The organism is Methylorubrum populi (assembly GCF_002355515.1).
Lineage (GTDB): Bacteria > Pseudomonadota > Alphaproteobacteria > Rhizobiales > Beijerinckiaceae > Methylobacterium > Methylobacterium populi_A.
In genome coordinates this window covers 5491719-5507082 of the sequence record NZ_AP014809.1, presented here as the reverse complement: position 1 = coordinate 5507082, position 15364 = coordinate 5491719, and the positions used below count along the sequence as shown (strand labels likewise).

The window sequence follows — 15364 nt, the reverse complement described above, 5'->3', positions numbered from 1 at the left end:
CAAATAAATCAATTGCGCCAGTTACTTGTGCCCCGCACCTGCCTCTACAACCCTCGTTGATGCATAAAGGGAATTTTAAGCGTCCCCCGCACCCTGACTGCAGCTTCGGACGAGAGTCGATGAGGCATTCAGAGACTGCCACCCACGCTCATTTCCCACATCACAGCTGCATGGCAGTCGGAGATCAAGGAACTTCGAGACGCGTCCGATTCACGAGGGCGGCAGCATGCTCAATGGGATCTTGAGCGCCGCGATCTTCGTGGCCTCCGTGGTGCGAACCGCCCTCATGCCAACGAGTTGATCCAAGCATGGGGTCAACCGCGCGGTAGTGCGCTGCTCGTTCGGACGAGCGCTGATTGCATCCAAAGAGCCGCCTCGCCGCGCTAGCCTGTCGGAATGTCTGATACTGCCCTCACCGTCGGCGAGCTCTGTAAGGCCAAGGCCGTCACCGATGACGAGGTGAGCGTGGCAGTCGCCGCATATTTTGCGAACCCCGACGCCACCGCCTACCCGATCGCCGTTGGCGACGTGCTCGACTTCGCCGCGGCCGTCGCCGAGCATGGATAGGCGAATCAGGTCGTCGCCAAACGCGAGAGCAGCCCGAGCCTGAAGCGCGGGGCGGTGCGCGCAGCGATCCTGCTCGCGTGGATGCGGAAGGCGTGACGCGTGCGCTGTCGGCAACTCGTCCACCTGCGTCGTATAGCGCGGCGTGCGCATCTCGAACTTCGTCGTCCAGGTGCGCCGCTGCCGCTCCAGCCCGGCCCGCGCCGGCACCACCGCGCCCCGGCCCCAACGGGCGTTGCAGGCATCCATCGCACCCATGAGCCGGCCAGCACGGTCACGATCAAGCCGACCGATCAGCGCCCGCTGCGAGGTGGTGAGCGGCACGAGGTCGACCGTGACCACGCCTGCTTTCGAGTAGCGCCACGGCTGACTGCCCTGCTCGCGCCAGGTGCGGGCCACGCCGTGAAGCGCCGCCGGGATCAGCGCCAGCGTGTCGTTCGTCGCCTCCGGCAGCCTCACCACCGTCGAGACCGAGCGCATCGGCTCTCCGCGGTCGTGCTCGCTCGTGTGATAGAAGACAGTGATGTGATCGGTGCCGAGACCCTCCCGCCGCAGCTTTTCGCCGAGCCGCGTCGCGTGCGCCGCCGCCGCCTGCTCCAGCTCGGCCCTCTCCGTCACCCGACCGGAGAACGAGCGGGTCACGGCGCAGCCCTTGCGCCGCGCCGGCACGAGTTCGAGCCCGAGACAGGAGACGCCGCGCAGCTCGTGGATCATGCGCTCGCCGACCACCGTCAGCGCCTTGCGCACCGGCCGCGGGTCGATGTCGCGCAAGTCCGCCACGGTGTCGATTCCCATCGCCTTGAGCTTCGGCAGCGAGGCGCGACCGACGCCCCACAGCTCGCCGACGTGGATCCGGCAGAGCCAGTGGTCGTAGGCCGCCGGCTCGGTCAGATCGCAGACACCTTCGAGCTCTGGCACCGTCTTGGCGATGTGGTTGGCGAGCTTGGCGAGCGTCTTGGTCGGGCCGATGCCGACGCAGGTCGGGATGCCGGTCCAGGCTCGCACGGTGGCGCGGATGTCCCGGGCGAGCGCGACCCGGTCCCGGCGCACGAAGGCGGTCAGGTCGAGGAAGCTCTCGTCGATCGAGTAGACCTCCACGTCGGGCGTGGCGTCGCGGTAGATCGCGTTGATGCGCGCCGACATGTCCCCGTAGAGGGTGTAGTTCGAGGAGAACACGCGCACGCCCTGCGCCTCGCAGAACCCGCGGATCTTGAAGTAGGGGTCGCCCATCTTGATCCCGAGCGCCTTGGCCTCGGGCGTGCGGGCGATGGCGCAGCCGTCGTTGTTGCTCAGCACGATCACCGGAACGCGGGCGAGCTTGGAATCGAACACGCGCTCGCACGAGCAGTAGAACGAGTTGCCATCAATGAGAGCGAGGGCCCGGCCGCCGCCGATCCGGTCGCGAAGGCGGGCCTCTGCGCTGCTCATCGGCCTTGTCCGGCGCGGGCGACGTGCCAGCGGACGGTGAAGCGCACCACGCCCCAGACATCGACCTCGGCCAGCTCTTCCAGCGCGAAGACCGGCAGATCGGCGTTGTCGAATGCGAGCCCGGCCCGGTTGCCCTCGACGACCATGCGCTTGATCGACATCTCGCCGTCGATGGCCGCGACGACCACGCTGCCGTGACCCGGCTTCAGGCTGCGATCGACGCAGGCGAGATCGCCGTCGAAGATCCCAGCGTCTCGCATCGAATCGCCGGCGATGCGCCAGAGGAAGGTGGCCGGCGGGTTCGGTACGAGCCAGCGCGGCAGCTCGAGCGCGTTCTCGACGAAGTCGTCCGCCGGCGAGGGGAAGCCCGCGCACAGCGACGGACCCATGAGCGGCACACGCACGGTGGAGAAGCCTTGATCCGGTAGTTCGTCGACCCGAAACAGGCTCACGCCGTATCCCTTCCCGCGATAGAACGAAAAGAGAACAAGCAGCCGGGCGGCTCCGGGTCAACGCGAGCGTAATCGTGACCGTCCCGCCCTGTGGAAAACGTGGACAGCGCCCGATTGGGGCTTGGCGGAGCGAATCACCGATGACGGTGCGGACGACCTACCTCGTGCAGACCTTCGTGCTGAAACGGAAGCGGCTGGTCCCCGGCGATCGGCAGGCGTCGCCGACGAGCAGCGGTGCGATGAAGCGGGCCGAAGCGATGGCCGCGCGCATGCCGGGCACCGCTGCCATCCAGATCGTGGCCGATAACGAGACGGGCGAGCTCGAGAGCGCGACGATCCTGAGCCAGTACGGCGAGGTGCCGGAGGATTTCGCCGAGAGCTTGAAGGCAGCGTGATGCGAACTGCGGAAGCGATCGCGGCGCTACCCTACAGCCTGAAGGAAGATGGCGGGCCGGACCGCTTCGCCGTCCTGGTCGGACGCGACGTGGCGGGCCACGTGAGCCCTTGCAGCGAGCATCCCGGCATGTGGCGCGCCGACGGCCTGACGCGTCTCATGGGACGCACCTATCATCGCGAGGAGGCCGCTGCCTTTCTTGCTGCTTGGCACAATGCACGGGATGATGCGTGAACCTAAGTGGTCCGCCGAGGTGCGAAAGCGGATGCTCGCGGCGGCAAGATCGTAGGAGTTGCGCTTCGCACACGGTACGACAAAAATTCCAAAACGAAACCTTCTACCAGTGCTCGACGTGGCACCCGCTGTCATACCCTTCGGCTGGCTCATGCGTCCTCTAAGGTGCCTTATTGGCAAACATAGAGGTGCGAGTCGATAACTCTGCCGACCTACTCTGTCAGTTAAGTTTAGAATGATTAGATGGGAGTTTTAAGATGTCTTCCGAAGTCCAGTCCGAAATAATTGCCACCTTACGCCTAGTCACGGAGCACCACAAGAAGAAAACAGTCGGGACAATTTATCCCTGGCTCGATGTAGCCAATGAATACGTCACAAATACGCATTTATTTCAAAAGGCCTTTGACCGTCTTGCTGACGACGAATCTCGTCAAACATTTTTATGGTTGCTGCGATATAGAATGGCTGGGTATCTCACACAATCGAGAGATGCGGCCGATGAGGTTGCGCCATTTATCATATCGCCACGCGCATGGGCAGATATGAAGAGAATTGCTTCTGAGATGCCAGAGAATGCCATGGAAGGGCATTTGGATCTCGACATTGTAGAAAACTTTGTCCTTGGCGGCTACGATTTGCCTGGCATCTGTGGCGTAGAAGCAGGAGATACGGTTCTAGATCTCGGCGCATTTAATGGAAATTCGACTGTAGTACTTGCGCGGGCGGCAGGAGATAACGGTAAAGTCTTTGCATTTGAGCCCAACCCAAGCACGCGTGAAATGTTGGCTCGAAATATGGAGTTACTCAAAATCAACAACGTTGCAATCATAGGGGCGGGCGTATCAGACGTGAAAGGTACCGCCCGGTTCACACAATCAGGGGCAGCTTCCCGCTTCGACCCAAATGGTTCAATTGAAGTGCCGATCACTACGATTGATCAGTTTGTGAACGATAGCAACATAAGCGTGGACTTCTTGAAATTTGATATTGAAGGTTTCGAAAACCCCGCGCTCGAAGGAACAGTCAAAACAATCGTTCGCGATCGCCCAAAGATGGCTATCAGTATATATCATCTCCACTACGATGCGCACCGTATTCTTAATTTCATAGACTCAATTTGCCCCTGGTATGAATATTACATCCGACACAACAATCACGGCGAGGGGGAGGTGGTTTTGTTCTGTAAGCCAATATCTCGCTTCTACAAAAAATAACATAAAAATAGCCCCGAGGCCGGAGCCTCGGGGCGGCAATGCTGTCAAGGACTGCAAGCGATGACCGTCACAAAAGTACGTGCCGATCCAGTAGCGGCAGTATTAGCTTTATTGAATTGATTGCTAGTATGACCGCAACATCTCAATATCATGGCCACGACAACAATCTCTGAACACGTCCAATTTTTCAACGGGCACAAAAGCATAATTCCAGCCTTTGTCCGGCACAATAATTTTAGTGTATATCACAGCATCTGATCGCATACGAAATGGAATATATTCCAGACGCTCAAGCATCTTCGAGAGATCGAAAAGAGTTTTGTAAGCTCCGCTCAGAACTTCGGCATAAACAATCGGCCGATCCTCGGCTAAGGTCCTGGTTGCGCCGCGCAGAAACGCCGCCTCGTGGCCTTCGATGTCCGCTTTAACTACCGCCAACTTCCGCTGAAGCCTCAAGCTGTCAAGCGTCCGAATTGGCACTTCAATCGTATTTGCGACCGCTTTGAAATCAGCCTCGAGCGATGCGCTTGTTTCGAGTAGACCGTGCCCCGGATCTGGCAGGTGCAAAGCCGCAGTGCCCTCGGCATCGCTTAGAGCGCACTCGCTAATCTCAACCTGATGCAAGACACCGTTCAGCCGCAGGTTATCCGTCAAAACCTTACGGGCCGCTGGCAGGGGTTCGAATGCATAGATGTGCGCGTCGCTTTTGGTCTTCGCTGCCAAAACAGAATATATGCCAATATTAGCTCCCACGTCGCAAAATGCTCCTTCGGTCCGGGAGACAGTTGCCATTAAAAGTATGGGGAGAGGAGTTTCGTACGCTCCAGCGGCAAGGCTTTCGACCGATAAGATCGTCCCAGGATGTTCCGCAAGCTTTAATGAACGGCCAGCGAATGAAAAACTATAGAACTCTGAACCATCTTCACTCCGTTCTTTAGTGTAATTCGACATGTCGTAAACCCCGGGGATGATTTGATCGTCAACGTAATAAAGGGCGACGCCGCCGCGAGCAAGCGCATCGCCCCCCTCTTTCCGACGCACGCGACATTGAACGCGGTGAGTCAACCAGGGAGGCATAGCTGGGCGTAATCCCCGCAACACGCATGCAGCCTCAGCTCGTCGCCTCGCTATCGCTAAGCGAACGTATGGAACGTGATGCGACTCGATAGCGAGATCGACCGCCCTCAAGGTCTGCCGCAGCGAATGGCGGTGACGCGTTGCGCCCAACCATGCTAGCTCGGGCGAACCGGGTGGAGCGCGAATGGAGCGCGTGTCCGTCGCTGCCCACGGGGGCCAAACGAATTGCAGCGTCTACGCCAGTCTGAGCGGATGACGCGGCAAAGGGGCTTTTGATGTCGAAGTATCAGCACGCCATCCTCAACACCTCTCGCTGGGAAAGCGAGACGATTGTCGAATGGTTGCAGTATTATATTTCGCTTGGGTTCGACCACGCTTATATTTATTGCAACGATGATGATCCTTTTGAGATGTATGAAAAGTTGCGTCCTTACATTGAGGGCTCAAATCCTTTCGTTACCTTCCATCACATTCCCTTTCAAGGCCAACAACCAGCTTGCTGGATTCACTTTCTCGAAAACTACAAGCATGAGACTGAGTGGTTTCTGTTCATTGATGCGGATGAATTTCTCGCACTGAAGCCACACAATAGCATTAAGCATTTCATGCTGGAATTTGAGCGAGATTTCGATTGCATACACTTTAACTGGATTTGGTTTGGGCCAGAGAACTTCGACGAAAGACCCAAGGGTAGTACACTACTTCAATTCACCCACCGCGAGGATGAGCGGCGGCAGATGAATTATTTCACGAAGACGATCAATCGCAGCGCCGCCATTGATCCTCGGAAAATCGGACGCCCACCGATTGACATGCTCAACCATCGATGGCCGGCGACAATCTCCGCCAGCTTGCGAGAGGCTAATGTTCTCGGCGAATCTATGGCTGAATTCATGTCGAACTTCCCAGCATCAGCCGAGCATTTCATGTCGGACATCGGCCGACGAGAAAGCATCGTCGCGAAGGCCGTGCTCTATCATTACCTCTTTCGCTCAAAGAAAGACTTCCAACGACGTGTCGAGCGTGGCACTCTTGGGGCTTACTACTTTCAGCCCATGTGGGGCAGCCTTCCGAGCAAGCAGGAAGAATTCGCTGCATTCCTTGGTGGACTTGCGGCTTGTGAGGATTTGTACCTTCACAATTATTGGCAAGGTCAAGTCGAAGCTGTTCGCAGACGATCAAGGGCGACCTCTATTGTTAAGCCACATGGAGGTGCGAACCTTGCGCGATCGGCACGTGCGACTCAGAGTTCAATCTGCCAGTGGTCGAAGGGGCAGACTGTCGAAGAAGATGCACGCGGTGCGATCAACGGCATCATCACTGGCGCCGATGGGTTTCACACCCAGCATGAGCCGAACCCTTGGTGGAGCGTCGACCTCGGCGCACCAGCTTCTGTCGACGAGATAAGGGTTTACAACTCGCTTAAAGATCCAGGCATGGCTGCCCGCGCATACCCGCTGGTGATCGACACCTCGTTAGATGGGCATACGTGGGATCGTCTGTTCTTCAACGCCGGCAGTTCCCCATACGGCGGGGCTGATGGCCACCCGCTCATCGTCCGCGTAGGGCGCGACATTCAGCACGTTAAGCTCTGGCTTGATGCGACCGACTTTTTCCACCTCGACGAGGTCGAGATTTACGGCAAATCCGGAGCTTAGCGACACGGTCATGGATATGGGGTGCAGACCCTGACAGCTTAATTTTTTCCTGCAATGGCTATTGAACGCTCCTAATTAACCGACCACTAAAAAAGGGTCAGTTCGCAGGCATTTTCGCAAGCCTTGATGCGTCCAATGATGCAAGTTCGGTGATCAGCGCTATTCGTTTGCTCAAGGCGACAATCGAGCGATGCGAACTGGCGGATGCCACTGAGGGCGAACCTACAATGCCCGCACTACCGCCCAGGCGGACACAGTAGGCGTTCAGTTTCCCTCATATCGACCCGGCTTGGCGTCACACACGTGAAAAAGGCCCCGGGGCGGAAGCCCCGGGGAGGTGTGTGGACGGATGTGGATAGGGTGGATCAGCCGCCACGCTTGGGCGGCCCATGGCGCTCCTGCCGCGTCTCCCGCAGCAACTCGATCATCATCGACATCTTCTCCTCGATCCGGCCGAACCGCTCCTCGAGCTTCGGCAGCCGGTCCCGGTCGCGCTCCAGGCTCGCTAGGCGCTCGGCGAGGCGGAGATCGTTCTCCGTGAGGCCGGCGATCTTGCTGTCGAGCCCAGCCGTATAGGTGCCGGCCCAGAAGACTTGCCCGCCGAAGGCCAGCGCGAGCCCGCACACCGCCCAGAATGGCGCACGCCGCGGCAGCGTCACGATGCCGTCGGGCGCCTCGCCGGCTGCCTGGATGGTGTCGGACATCGGGTCAGGCTTTCAGCAGGCGGGCGGCGCCGGCACGGGCCAGCGTCGTGAGCGGGGAGGAGACGAAGAACGCCGTCAGGATCGTGGCCTCGATCGGTACGTACTCGGGCGGCAGCGGCTCGATGGGCCAGCCGAGGGCGAAGGTCTTCGAGAGGCAGATCGCCCCGAAGTGGACGGCCGGCGGGATGCCGATGCCGTAGATTAGCCCCTTGAAGGCCGGCGCGATTGCCGCCTTCGCCTGGTTGGCTGCGATCTCTGCCTGCACGACCTGCACCGCCACGTCGCGCTGGGTGTTCTGCCCGTTCTCCATCCCCTTGAGGATCGGCTGCAGGACCGAGTTGCCGAACACCTTGATGATGCCGGAGCCGACGGTGCCGAGGAGGCTTCCGATTGGGTTCGAGAACCAGCCAAGGAGGCTCATCGGGGCAGCTCCCGCGACGGCATGGCCGTCAGCTTCGTCGCATAGGCGCGGGCGGCGAGCCGGGCGACGGCGAGGAAAGCGGCCACCTTCGTACCCGGCAGCCATTCCGGCAGCAGCGGCGCGAGATCGACGCCGGGCAGCGCATCAAGGACATCCGGCAGGGCCATGATGCCGGCGAGCAGGTAGACGCGCCAGCCGGAGGCCGCGCGCCAGCAGCGGCGCAGGCCGAGGCGGGCCCGCGCGAGGAGGGGGAGGCGTGCCATGATCAGGCCTTCCGGAACGAGGTGTGGATCAGATCGTAGAGCCCGGCGAGGCCGGAGCGGACCGCGCCGCCGGTCGCATGGATCCCGGAACGAAGAAGCCCGCCGGTGGGGGCGGGCTGGGAGGAAAGCTTAGGAGGGGAGTTGGGCGCCGAAGGAGGGGAGCTCGACGACGGCGCCGCCGTCATCGGCGCCAGCGGGTCGGCGACCGGCTCGCCCATGCCGGGCGACCAGGGCGTGTCCTTGATCTTCGACCACTTGGCGAAGGCCGCCGCGAGCTTCTTGTCGTAGCCGTGCTTCGCGTACTGCGCCCCGTTGTAGCCGCGGGCGAACCCGGTCCAATCGTGCCGGCGCAGCTCGTCGTCGAGGCCGTTGGTCACGATGAATCGGACCATCGCCGCCAGGTGCTCGGCCTCGCCGCCGTTGCAGAAGGCGAGGACCATCGCCTGCGGGGTCGCGTAGCCGGCCGCGCGGTGGTTCTCGGCGAGGATCTGGCCCAGCCCCCAGGAGGACGCCTTCAGCGCGGCCGTCTCGTTGATCGCCATCGCCTGCATGAGGCGGGGATAGCTGTCGCTCGGATAGGCGCCGGGCTTCCAGGCCGCGTAGGCGAGCCCGAGGGAGACCGCGCGGGTGCGCTCGGCGCCCGAGAGGTTCCGGTAGAAGACGTGCGGCTCGAACAGCATCTTCGGCCGCTTGAGCCGGTCGAAGCCGCCGCCGGAGGCCTCCACTTCCATCACGGCGTGGATCTCGTCCTCGCCCACGCCGATGCTGTGGCCGATCCGGGGAAGGTCGTAATCGGTCAGGCGAGCGGCGGCGCAGACGAAGCCGGCCGCACACAGCTGCGCGAAGGTGGTCGCGTTGGGCGACATGGCACAGGATCTCCGGATCAGAGGACCGACACGCGCACCCGGGCGAGCCCGCGATGCGTGATGCCGAGGGCGCGGGCCGCGCCGAGCGAGAGGTCGATCAGCCGGCCGAGCCGGGGATGCGGGCCGCGGTCGTTGACCCGCACGTCGACGTGGCGGCCGGTGGCGAGGTCGGTGACGCGCACCGGAGTGCCGAGAGGCAGGGTCCAGTGCGCGGCGCCGAGCGCCTCGGGCGTGAACGGCTTGCCATCGGCCCGGAGGCGGCCGGACTCGTGCCCGTAGAAGGACGCGGTTCCGGTCCAGTCGCCGCGGGCGGGCGCGCTCACGAGCACGAGGCAAGCGAGAGCAGCCCGCACCGCGAGGCGTTGCAGGAGCATGGTGGGTCCGATTGTCGAGGAGAGGCGCTCGGGCCGGATGGCGCGGCGAGCGAGTTAGTTGTCGTAGATCACGATCGACACATCAGTGGGGTCCTTCAGAGATGAAGGCGTATCGAAAAGCCGGACTTGCAGTTGGTTTGTATTCTGCCCGAACTGCACCGGCATGACCGGATTGTCGGCGAACACAACCGCTGTCTTCCTGGGGCTGGCGGTGATTTCCGCGAGAGTAATATTGTATGTACCGGCTGAAGATTTGCTGACGCTGGCAACACCGCTCGAACTGATAAGCGGAATGTTTCCACTTGCAACTGTTGTGGGATTGAAGCGAACGCGACCTAATACTCGATTGGTCGGGATCGTAGGATACTCTTGGTTTGCTTGATAAAGAGCACCAGCATCGTTCAGGGTTACAAGGCTGCCTGCTGTAAATGAGATATATGGCCTGCTGCTCGATGGCTGATAATTGTTGTAGCCGCGGAAGGCAGTGCCGGGAACATTGACGACAGCGCTCGCAGAGCCGGCCGGGCTTTCAACGCGAATTGCGTTCGTAGCAAAAAAGTCATCAACGCGGTTGAAGTGGCTTCCAAACACGTTGAGCGTCACAGGGTACTGGCCCATCGACATGAAAAGGTCTGCGCGACCCTGATTGGCCTCAAAGTACACGCCTGTGAATGTCGCGGCGACGCCGCCTTCTCCACCGGGGTTTTCAAGAATGACGCCACCCCGCTCATTACTAGAGCCACCAACACCATTGCCCTCGATTGAACCTCCCGTGTAATTCAGAGAACTTCCACCGACGAGCTTGACTGCGTATTCTGCGTTCAGCCCAAAACGATGCCCGAAGAAGGATAGGGCATTCGGGCCGGAATTGGTTGTCCGATCGGCGTAAAGCCCATAGGTATTGAAGGTTGCCGTTCCTCCAAACCATCGGGTCGAAAGCGTATCTCTGAGAAAGTAGGCATATTTCAAACTTTGCATAAAAACGTCACGAAACGTCAAATCAGCAAGCTTTGAGGTGCAAATACCACGCCCGATGTTACTTGTGCCGGAAATCATCAAATCCGCCACGGTGGCGTTGGCGTGGCCCGCAAAGGCGCTGGCGCCGATTAAATTCAAGGCGCAGACATCGGCGCCGCCAACCCACTTCAGCATCGAGAGCCCGCGACCGGCTCCGGAAATGTCGAACCGCCCAATCTGATCGTCGCCGCGGGCGGAGATATCGACAGTGACGGTGTTCGCGAGCCTCAGGGTCCCCGGTGGGATGAAGAGTTTGGCTCCCCAGACGACAGCCTGATTTGAGGCGGACTGCAAAGCAGCGGAAACATCCGCAGCCCCCGTCAGGTCCAAACAGTATGCGCCCGCATCGAGTACGCCGACCTTGGCAAGTTGCCACCACGCACCGCGGGCGTCTTGAACCGCCATGGGCCCGGTAGATGCCCCGCGGACATAGGCGCTGCCGCGACCGCTATCTCCCTCCACAGTGCAACCGGAGACGGTGAAACGGTTGACGGTGGTCGGGATCGAAACCTGACCGACCTGGCTGCGGAGGATGCCCTGCAGTTGCTGTCCGTTCTTCAGATCCCCCATCCACTGCGCGAGGAGCCGCGCATCGCCGACACCGTCGGCCTTGACCGAGAAGCTGCTGCTATCGCCGGTCGATCCCTCTCCGAGGATCTGCAGGGTGTCCGGCGTGATGACGGTCTTGTTGCCCTGGCGCTTGCCGAGCTTCAGCGCGTTGCCGAACGTGATGTCGCCGTTGGAGCGGATTTCGCCGGGCGGAAGGGCGCGGGTCTGGGCGAGCGCAGGCGCGGCGAGGGCCAGCAACGCGAGGAGAGGGGCGAGGAAGCTCTTCATCACAGGCGGATCCACAGGTTGGCGGCGCCGCGGCGAAAGCGGACGGCCTGATAGGGGGCGAACAGGATGAGTGTCGAGTTCTCCGCGCCGCCGATGGCGTCACCGGTGCTGGGGCCCGGCTGGATGGTGATCGTCAGTGTGTCGGAGCACGCGCCGCTCTCGTCGGCGATCACAAGATCCTGGCCGAGCGGGAAGCTATCCACGTCGGGAAGAGAGAGGACGCGCGGCGCCGTCAACGCAATCACGCCGACCTGAACATCGGTCGCGAGGATCTGATAGTTCGCATCCGAAACTAACGTGTGCCCGAGCTTAGCCGCTGCCGCAACCGCCTTCCCGACCGAAGCCGGGGCGGTGCCGTACGTCTTCCAGGCTGGAAGTCCGCCCGGGCCAGACGCGATCCAGGCCACGGAGTAGATCTGCCCCGGCATGACGTCGCCTGCGGCGAAAACGGCGCCGTCAGCGTCGATCCATTGCCGGGGCTCGCTTCCGTCCACGGACAGGACAGGCCCGGCCGTATTCGTGCGGTCGGCCGTGAAGCACACGGCGACACCCGGCTTCATCTCACCGAAGCTGGAGTTCGTGGCCACCGTGTAGAAATTCCCGACGCCGCCCGAGATCAGCGCGCCGCCCTGGTTGTCCTTCGGCAAGAACCGCAACGCTTCGTGGGTCCATTTCGACATCGCGAAGGGCAAGCGCGCCTTAGCGATCCAGGCCGGCGCGATCGAGACCGATCGCTACGGAGCAAGCTACTTCGATGCGCAACGACGCGGAAACGCCCGTCACGTCGAGCGGATCGAACTTCTACGCAATCGCAACGGCCTGCCGCCCAACGGCTTCCTCGCCGTTTCATCCACCAACACCGCACGAGGTCCCCGTGGGTAGCGCTCGCACCTCGGCTCCGGCCCAGGAGCCATCCTGCCTGTATCCCGACGAGGCCGAACTCGCGCGCGTCGTGCTCGGCCCGAAGCGCGCGAAGGCGTGGGGCGGTCTCGCCGCCGTCCTCGAGCGCAGCGGCCTGCCGAAGGTCGATCCGATGATGGGCGGTCGCTACTGGCCGGCCGTCCGAGAATTTCTGGACCGCTACCACCATACCGGCGACCATGCCTCCACCCGGCAGCAGAGCCGGAGGGAGGAAGGTGTCCATGCCAGCGGAGCACGAGTTGCACGCGCCCGGTCTTAAGCGGATGAAGCGCCACAACGGGCGCGTCGATCTCTATTGGGTGGCCGACGAGAAACTCGTGGCCAAGGGGTTCACGCCGAAGACGGTTCGCCTGTTCGGGGACTGGCCCTCGCAGGAGATCGCGTCGCGCTGCGCGATCCTCCAGGCCGAGATGCTGGAATGGGCCGCCGGCCGCGAGCCGGGCCGGAACGCATTCGCGCTTGGCACCATCGGCTGGATCTGCCGCGCCTTCGAGACCGACCCTGATTCGCCGATCCATGAGCGTCGCCGCGACACGCGCGTCTTCTACGGCAAATATATCCGCCACCTCGTCGAGGCTGCCGGCGACGAGCACATGGCCGACATCATCGGCCGCGACGTGCGCCGCTGGCATCGGGCCTGGACGGACGATCTCGGCGAGCGCGGCGCCTATGCCTGCATCCAGACGCTCCGCCGGGTCGTGAACTACGGCTGCGAGCTGCGGGACCGGGACGCGATCGAGTTGGCGACCGTGCTGTCGAAGACGACGTTCCGGCAGCCGCGCGCCCGCAAGCTCCGCCCGAGCCACGAGATGATCGTCGCGCTTCGTGCCGCTGCTCATGAAGCGGGCCGGCCGAGCATCGCGTTCGCGGTGACGCTGCAGTTCGAGCTCGGGCTTCGTCAGAAGGACGTGATCGGGGAGTGGGACCGCCCGGACGCGGAAGCAAGGGCACGAATCGCTGGGGCCATCACGGACGGCGCATGGGTCTGGGATTGGGGCCTCGTCTGGAACCACATCGACGGGACGATCCTGCGCAAGCCGACGTCGAAGTCGAACGGCAACGAGGTCGCCGAGCACGATCTCAGCCACTACCCCGAACTGCTGGCCGAACTGCCGCCCCGCGGCGTCGGGCCCCTGGTCATCGATGAGCGATCCGGCCTGCCCTGGAGGCGCTCGCATTTCAGCCGGACGTTCCGCGAGATCGCCCGAGCCTCCGGTTGGCCCGACGGCATCTGGAACATGGACAGCAGGGCAGGGGCGGTCAGCGAGGCGTTTGAGGCGGGCGCGGCGCCGGCCGACGTAATGCGCACCGCGACGCACACGCAGATGTCGACGACGATGCTTTATAATCGCGGATCGGTGGTTCAGTCGGGCCGCGTGGCCGAGCTACGAACGGCGCGGCGGAAGACGAAGCCGGCAGGCTGAAAACACCCCGAGAACAACGACGGTAACAGGCGCGGTAACACGCCTCTGCCGGTGTCTAGCTAAGTGCTTGAAAGAATTGGCTCCCCGAGCAGGACTCGAACCTGCGACAAAGCGATTAACAGTCGCTTGCTCTACCAACTGAGCTATCGGGGATCACCCGGCCGCCTCGGCGGCGCTGGCGGGTCATTAGCCTTCGGCGGGGGCGGGCGCAAGGGTGCTTTCGGCGGTTTTTGCACCTTGGTGAGCCGGCGAGGCGATTTTTCCACCGCACCGGCATCGAACCCACCGCCTTCATGTCGATCATGCGACAAGACCGTTGCCGAGCGGGCCGAGCCTCTGCTAGAGACGCCTCGCTCCGGTGCGGCCGCTCGGCCCGGAGCGTTGCGCCTCGGCGCGACGAGGCCTCGTGGCGGAGTGGTTACGCAGAGGACTGCAAATCCTTGCACCCCGGTTCGATTCCGGGCGAGGCCTCCAAAAATTCGCGATCATCCCCCGACAATCCGGCTCGTTCTCTAAGGTGCAGAGCGCTCGCGCGAGCCTTGCAATTCCGGAAGCGATCCACGACAACCCGACCCGCTCGAACCGGGGCCGCTCGACGGGCGAGCAGACCAGCGTCCGATGCGGCAGGGAATGGACGGCTCATGCTCGATTATGCTCAGGCGCGGCGCCTCATGGTCGATTGTCAGCTCCGGACCTTCGACGTGAACGACGTCGCGGTGCTCGACGCCTTCGACTCCGTGCCCCGCGAGCGTTTCGTCCCGCCGGGCCGCGAGGATTTCGCCTATATCGATCAGACCCTGACCTTCGATGCGGGCGATGACGGGATCCGCGCCATGCCCGCCCCGATGGTGCTGGCCCGCATGATCCAGGCGCTCAAGATCCGCCCCGGCTCCCGCGCCCTCGATGTCGGCACTGGCTACGGCTACGGCGCAGCCATCCTTCACCGCCTCGGCGCCGAGGTCGTCGCCCTCGAATCCTCGGCGGATCTCATCGGCGCCGCGCGCGAGCGTCTGGGCGAGACCGCCGACCTCGTTCAGGGCGCCCTGAACGCCCCGGTCAAGGGGGCGCCCTTCGATGCCATCCTGGTCGAGGGCCGCGTCGAGGTCCGGCCCCAGTCCCTGCTCGATCAGCTGGCCGATGAGGGCTGCCTGGTCTGCGTGCTCGGTCCGCACCGGAACGCCAAGGCGACCCTGTTCGTGCGGGCGGGCGATGCCTTCGGATCGCGCGCCCTGTTCGACGCCTCGCTCCCGGCCCTCAAGAGCTTCGCGACCGAACCCGGCTTCGCGTTCTAGGCCGCGCCTCCACGCTTCCTTCCGCCGGAGCGGGAACGATCGACGGCCGGGACGTCCGTGCGGTGCCCGGACGCGGCCTCGACCCCCGACATGCGGCGGAGCGGCGTTCCATCGGAGCATCGCTACCGCACACTCGGAGCGCAGCATCGCGCTTCGCGCCCCTCGCTCACATCGCCATGCACCGGAGGCCGGGGCGGGTCGCTGCGCGGTCCTCGGGGCAATGA

Annotated in this window: 17 protein-coding genes, 2 tRNA genes and 1 pseudogene; 9 read left to right on the top strand and 11 right to left on the bottom strand. The window is 62.6% G+C overall.

What is annotated here, in order from left to right; genetic code table 11:
* Window positions 1–663: 663 nt before the first annotated feature.
* Window positions 664–1992 (bottom strand): annotated as a pseudogene (locus tag MPPM_RS25625) (Y-family DNA polymerase); the annotation flags it as partial.
* Window positions 1989–2444: a LexA family protein gene (locus MPPM_RS25620; protein WP_096487490.1), complete on the bottom strand. Its 456-nt coding sequence runs from the start codon at window positions 2442–2444 to the stop codon at window positions 1989–1991. The gene MPPM_RS25620 and the pseudogene MPPM_RS25625, both read right to left, overlap by 4 nt.
* Before the next feature lie 140 nt (window positions 2445–2584).
* On the opposite strand from MPPM_RS25620, the gene MPPM_RS25615 reads away from it, so the two are divergent.
* The 3 genes from MPPM_RS25615 to MPPM_RS25605 all read left to right on the top strand — a co-directional run bounded on the left by MPPM_RS25615 (window position 2585) and on the right by MPPM_RS25605 (window position 4286).
* Window positions 2585–2839 carry a hypothetical protein gene (locus MPPM_RS25615; RefSeq protein ID WP_096487489.1) on the top strand — a complete coding sequence of 85 codons (255 nt, stop codon included), beginning with the start codon at window positions 2585–2587 and terminating at the stop codon, window positions 2837–2839.
* Window positions 2839–3072, top strand: coding sequence for a hypothetical protein (locus MPPM_RS25610; RefSeq protein ID WP_244573416.1), 234 nt, complete (start codon window positions 2839–2841; stop codon window positions 3070–3072). Before MPPM_RS25615 ends, MPPM_RS25610 begins: the two co-directional genes overlap by 1 nt.
* A 257-nt stretch (window positions 3073–3329) precedes the next feature.
* The gene (locus MPPM_RS25605; RefSeq protein ID WP_096487488.1) at window positions 3330–4286 is read left to right on the top strand and encodes an FkbM family methyltransferase; all 957 of its coding nucleotides are present in this window, start codon (window positions 3330–3332) and stop codon (window positions 4284–4286) included.
* Window positions 4287–4409: 123 nt separating this feature from the next.
* On the opposite strand, the gene MPPM_RS25600 is transcribed toward MPPM_RS25605, so the two are convergent.
* The gene (locus MPPM_RS25600; protein ID WP_244573415.1) at window positions 4410–5327 is read right to left on the bottom strand and encodes an FkbM family methyltransferase; all 918 of its coding nucleotides are present in this window, start codon (window positions 5325–5327) and stop codon (window positions 4410–4412) included.
* A 311-nt stretch (window positions 5328–5638) separates the two neighbouring features.
* On the opposite strand from MPPM_RS25600, the gene MPPM_RS25595 reads away from it, so the two are divergent.
* Window positions 5639–7021 (top strand): galactose-binding domain-containing protein, encoded by a 1383-nt coding sequence (locus MPPM_RS25595; RefSeq protein ID WP_096487486.1) that lies wholly within the window; start codon window positions 5639–5641, stop codon window positions 7019–7021.
* Between the two features lie 365 nt (window positions 7022–7386).
* Here the strand turns inward: MPPM_RS25595 and MPPM_RS25590 are convergent, their stop codons facing one another.
* The 7 genes from MPPM_RS25590 to MPPM_RS25560 are packed head-to-tail and all read right to left on the bottom strand — an operon-like array spanning window position 7387 to window position 12150.
* Complete coding sequence (locus MPPM_RS25590; protein ID WP_096485353.1) at window positions 7387–7725, bottom strand: hypothetical protein; 339 nt, start codon at window positions 7723–7725, stop codon at window positions 7387–7389.
* 4 nt (window positions 7726–7729) lie between these two features.
* Window positions 7730–8146, bottom strand: a complete 417-nt coding sequence (locus tag MPPM_RS25585; RefSeq protein ID WP_096487485.1) for a hypothetical protein — start codon at window positions 8144–8146, stop codon at window positions 7730–7732.
* Window positions 8143–8409: a hypothetical protein gene (locus tag MPPM_RS25580; protein ID WP_096487484.1), complete on the bottom strand. Its 267-nt coding sequence runs from the start codon at window positions 8407–8409 to the stop codon at window positions 8143–8145. Before MPPM_RS25580 ends, MPPM_RS25585 begins: the two co-directional genes overlap by 4 nt.
* Before the next feature lie 2 nt (window positions 8410–8411).
* Window positions 8412–9275: an N-acetylmuramidase family protein gene (locus MPPM_RS25575; protein WP_096487483.1), complete on the bottom strand. Its 864-nt coding sequence runs from the start codon at window positions 9273–9275 to the stop codon at window positions 8412–8414.
* 17 nt (window positions 9276–9292) lie between these two features.
* The gene (locus MPPM_RS25570) at window positions 9293–9649 is read right to left on the bottom strand and encodes a septal ring lytic transglycosylase RlpA family protein (protein WP_096487482.1); all 357 of its coding nucleotides are present in this window, start codon (window positions 9647–9649) and stop codon (window positions 9293–9295) included.
* A 54-nt stretch (window positions 9650–9703) separates the two neighbouring features.
* On the bottom strand, window positions 9704–11503 hold the full coding sequence (locus MPPM_RS28290) for a hypothetical protein (protein ID WP_157914296.1): 1800 nt from the start codon (window positions 11501–11503) through the stop codon (window positions 9704–9706).
* On the bottom strand, window positions 11503–12150 hold the full coding sequence (locus tag MPPM_RS25560; protein WP_157914295.1) for a hypothetical protein: 648 nt from the start codon (window positions 12148–12150) through the stop codon (window positions 11503–11505). Before MPPM_RS25560 ends, MPPM_RS28290 begins: the two co-directional genes overlap by 1 nt.
* Between MPPM_RS25560 and MPPM_RS29110 the strand changes: the two genes are divergently transcribed.
* The 3 genes from MPPM_RS29110 to MPPM_RS25545 are packed head-to-tail and all read left to right on the top strand — an operon-like array spanning window position 12137 to window position 13848.
* Window positions 12137–12385, top strand: coding sequence for a hypothetical protein (locus MPPM_RS29110; RefSeq protein WP_096487479.1), 249 nt, complete (start codon window positions 12137–12139; stop codon window positions 12383–12385). The genes MPPM_RS25560 and MPPM_RS29110 overlap by 14 nt on opposite strands.
* Entirely contained in the window at window positions 12378–12683 is a 306-nt protein-coding gene (locus MPPM_RS25550) for a hypothetical protein (protein ID WP_096487478.1), read from the top strand. The genes MPPM_RS29110 and MPPM_RS25550 overlap by 8 nt, the downstream gene beginning before the upstream one ends.
* Window positions 12646–13848 (top strand): site-specific integrase, encoded by a 1203-nt coding sequence (locus MPPM_RS25545; RefSeq protein ID WP_244573414.1) that lies wholly within the window; start codon window positions 12646–12648, stop codon window positions 13846–13848. Before MPPM_RS25550 ends, MPPM_RS25545 begins: the two co-directional genes overlap by 38 nt.
* 77 nt (window positions 13849–13925) lie before the next feature.
* On the opposite strand, the gene MPPM_RS25540 is transcribed toward MPPM_RS25545, so the two are convergent.
* Window positions 13926–14001: transfer RNA gene (locus tag MPPM_RS25540), tRNA-Asn, on the bottom strand.
* A gap of 247 nt (window positions 14002–14248) precedes the next feature.
* Here MPPM_RS25540 and MPPM_RS25535 point away from each other — a divergent pair.
* Window positions 14249–14322, top strand: a tRNA-Cys gene (locus MPPM_RS25535).
* Window positions 14323–14489: 167 nt separating this feature from the next.
* The gene (locus tag MPPM_RS25530) at window positions 14490–15140 is read left to right on the top strand and encodes a protein-L-isoaspartate O-methyltransferase family protein (RefSeq protein ID WP_096487476.1); all 651 of its coding nucleotides are present in this window, start codon (window positions 14490–14492) and stop codon (window positions 15138–15140) included.
* Window positions 15141–15364: the final 224 nt, after the last annotated feature.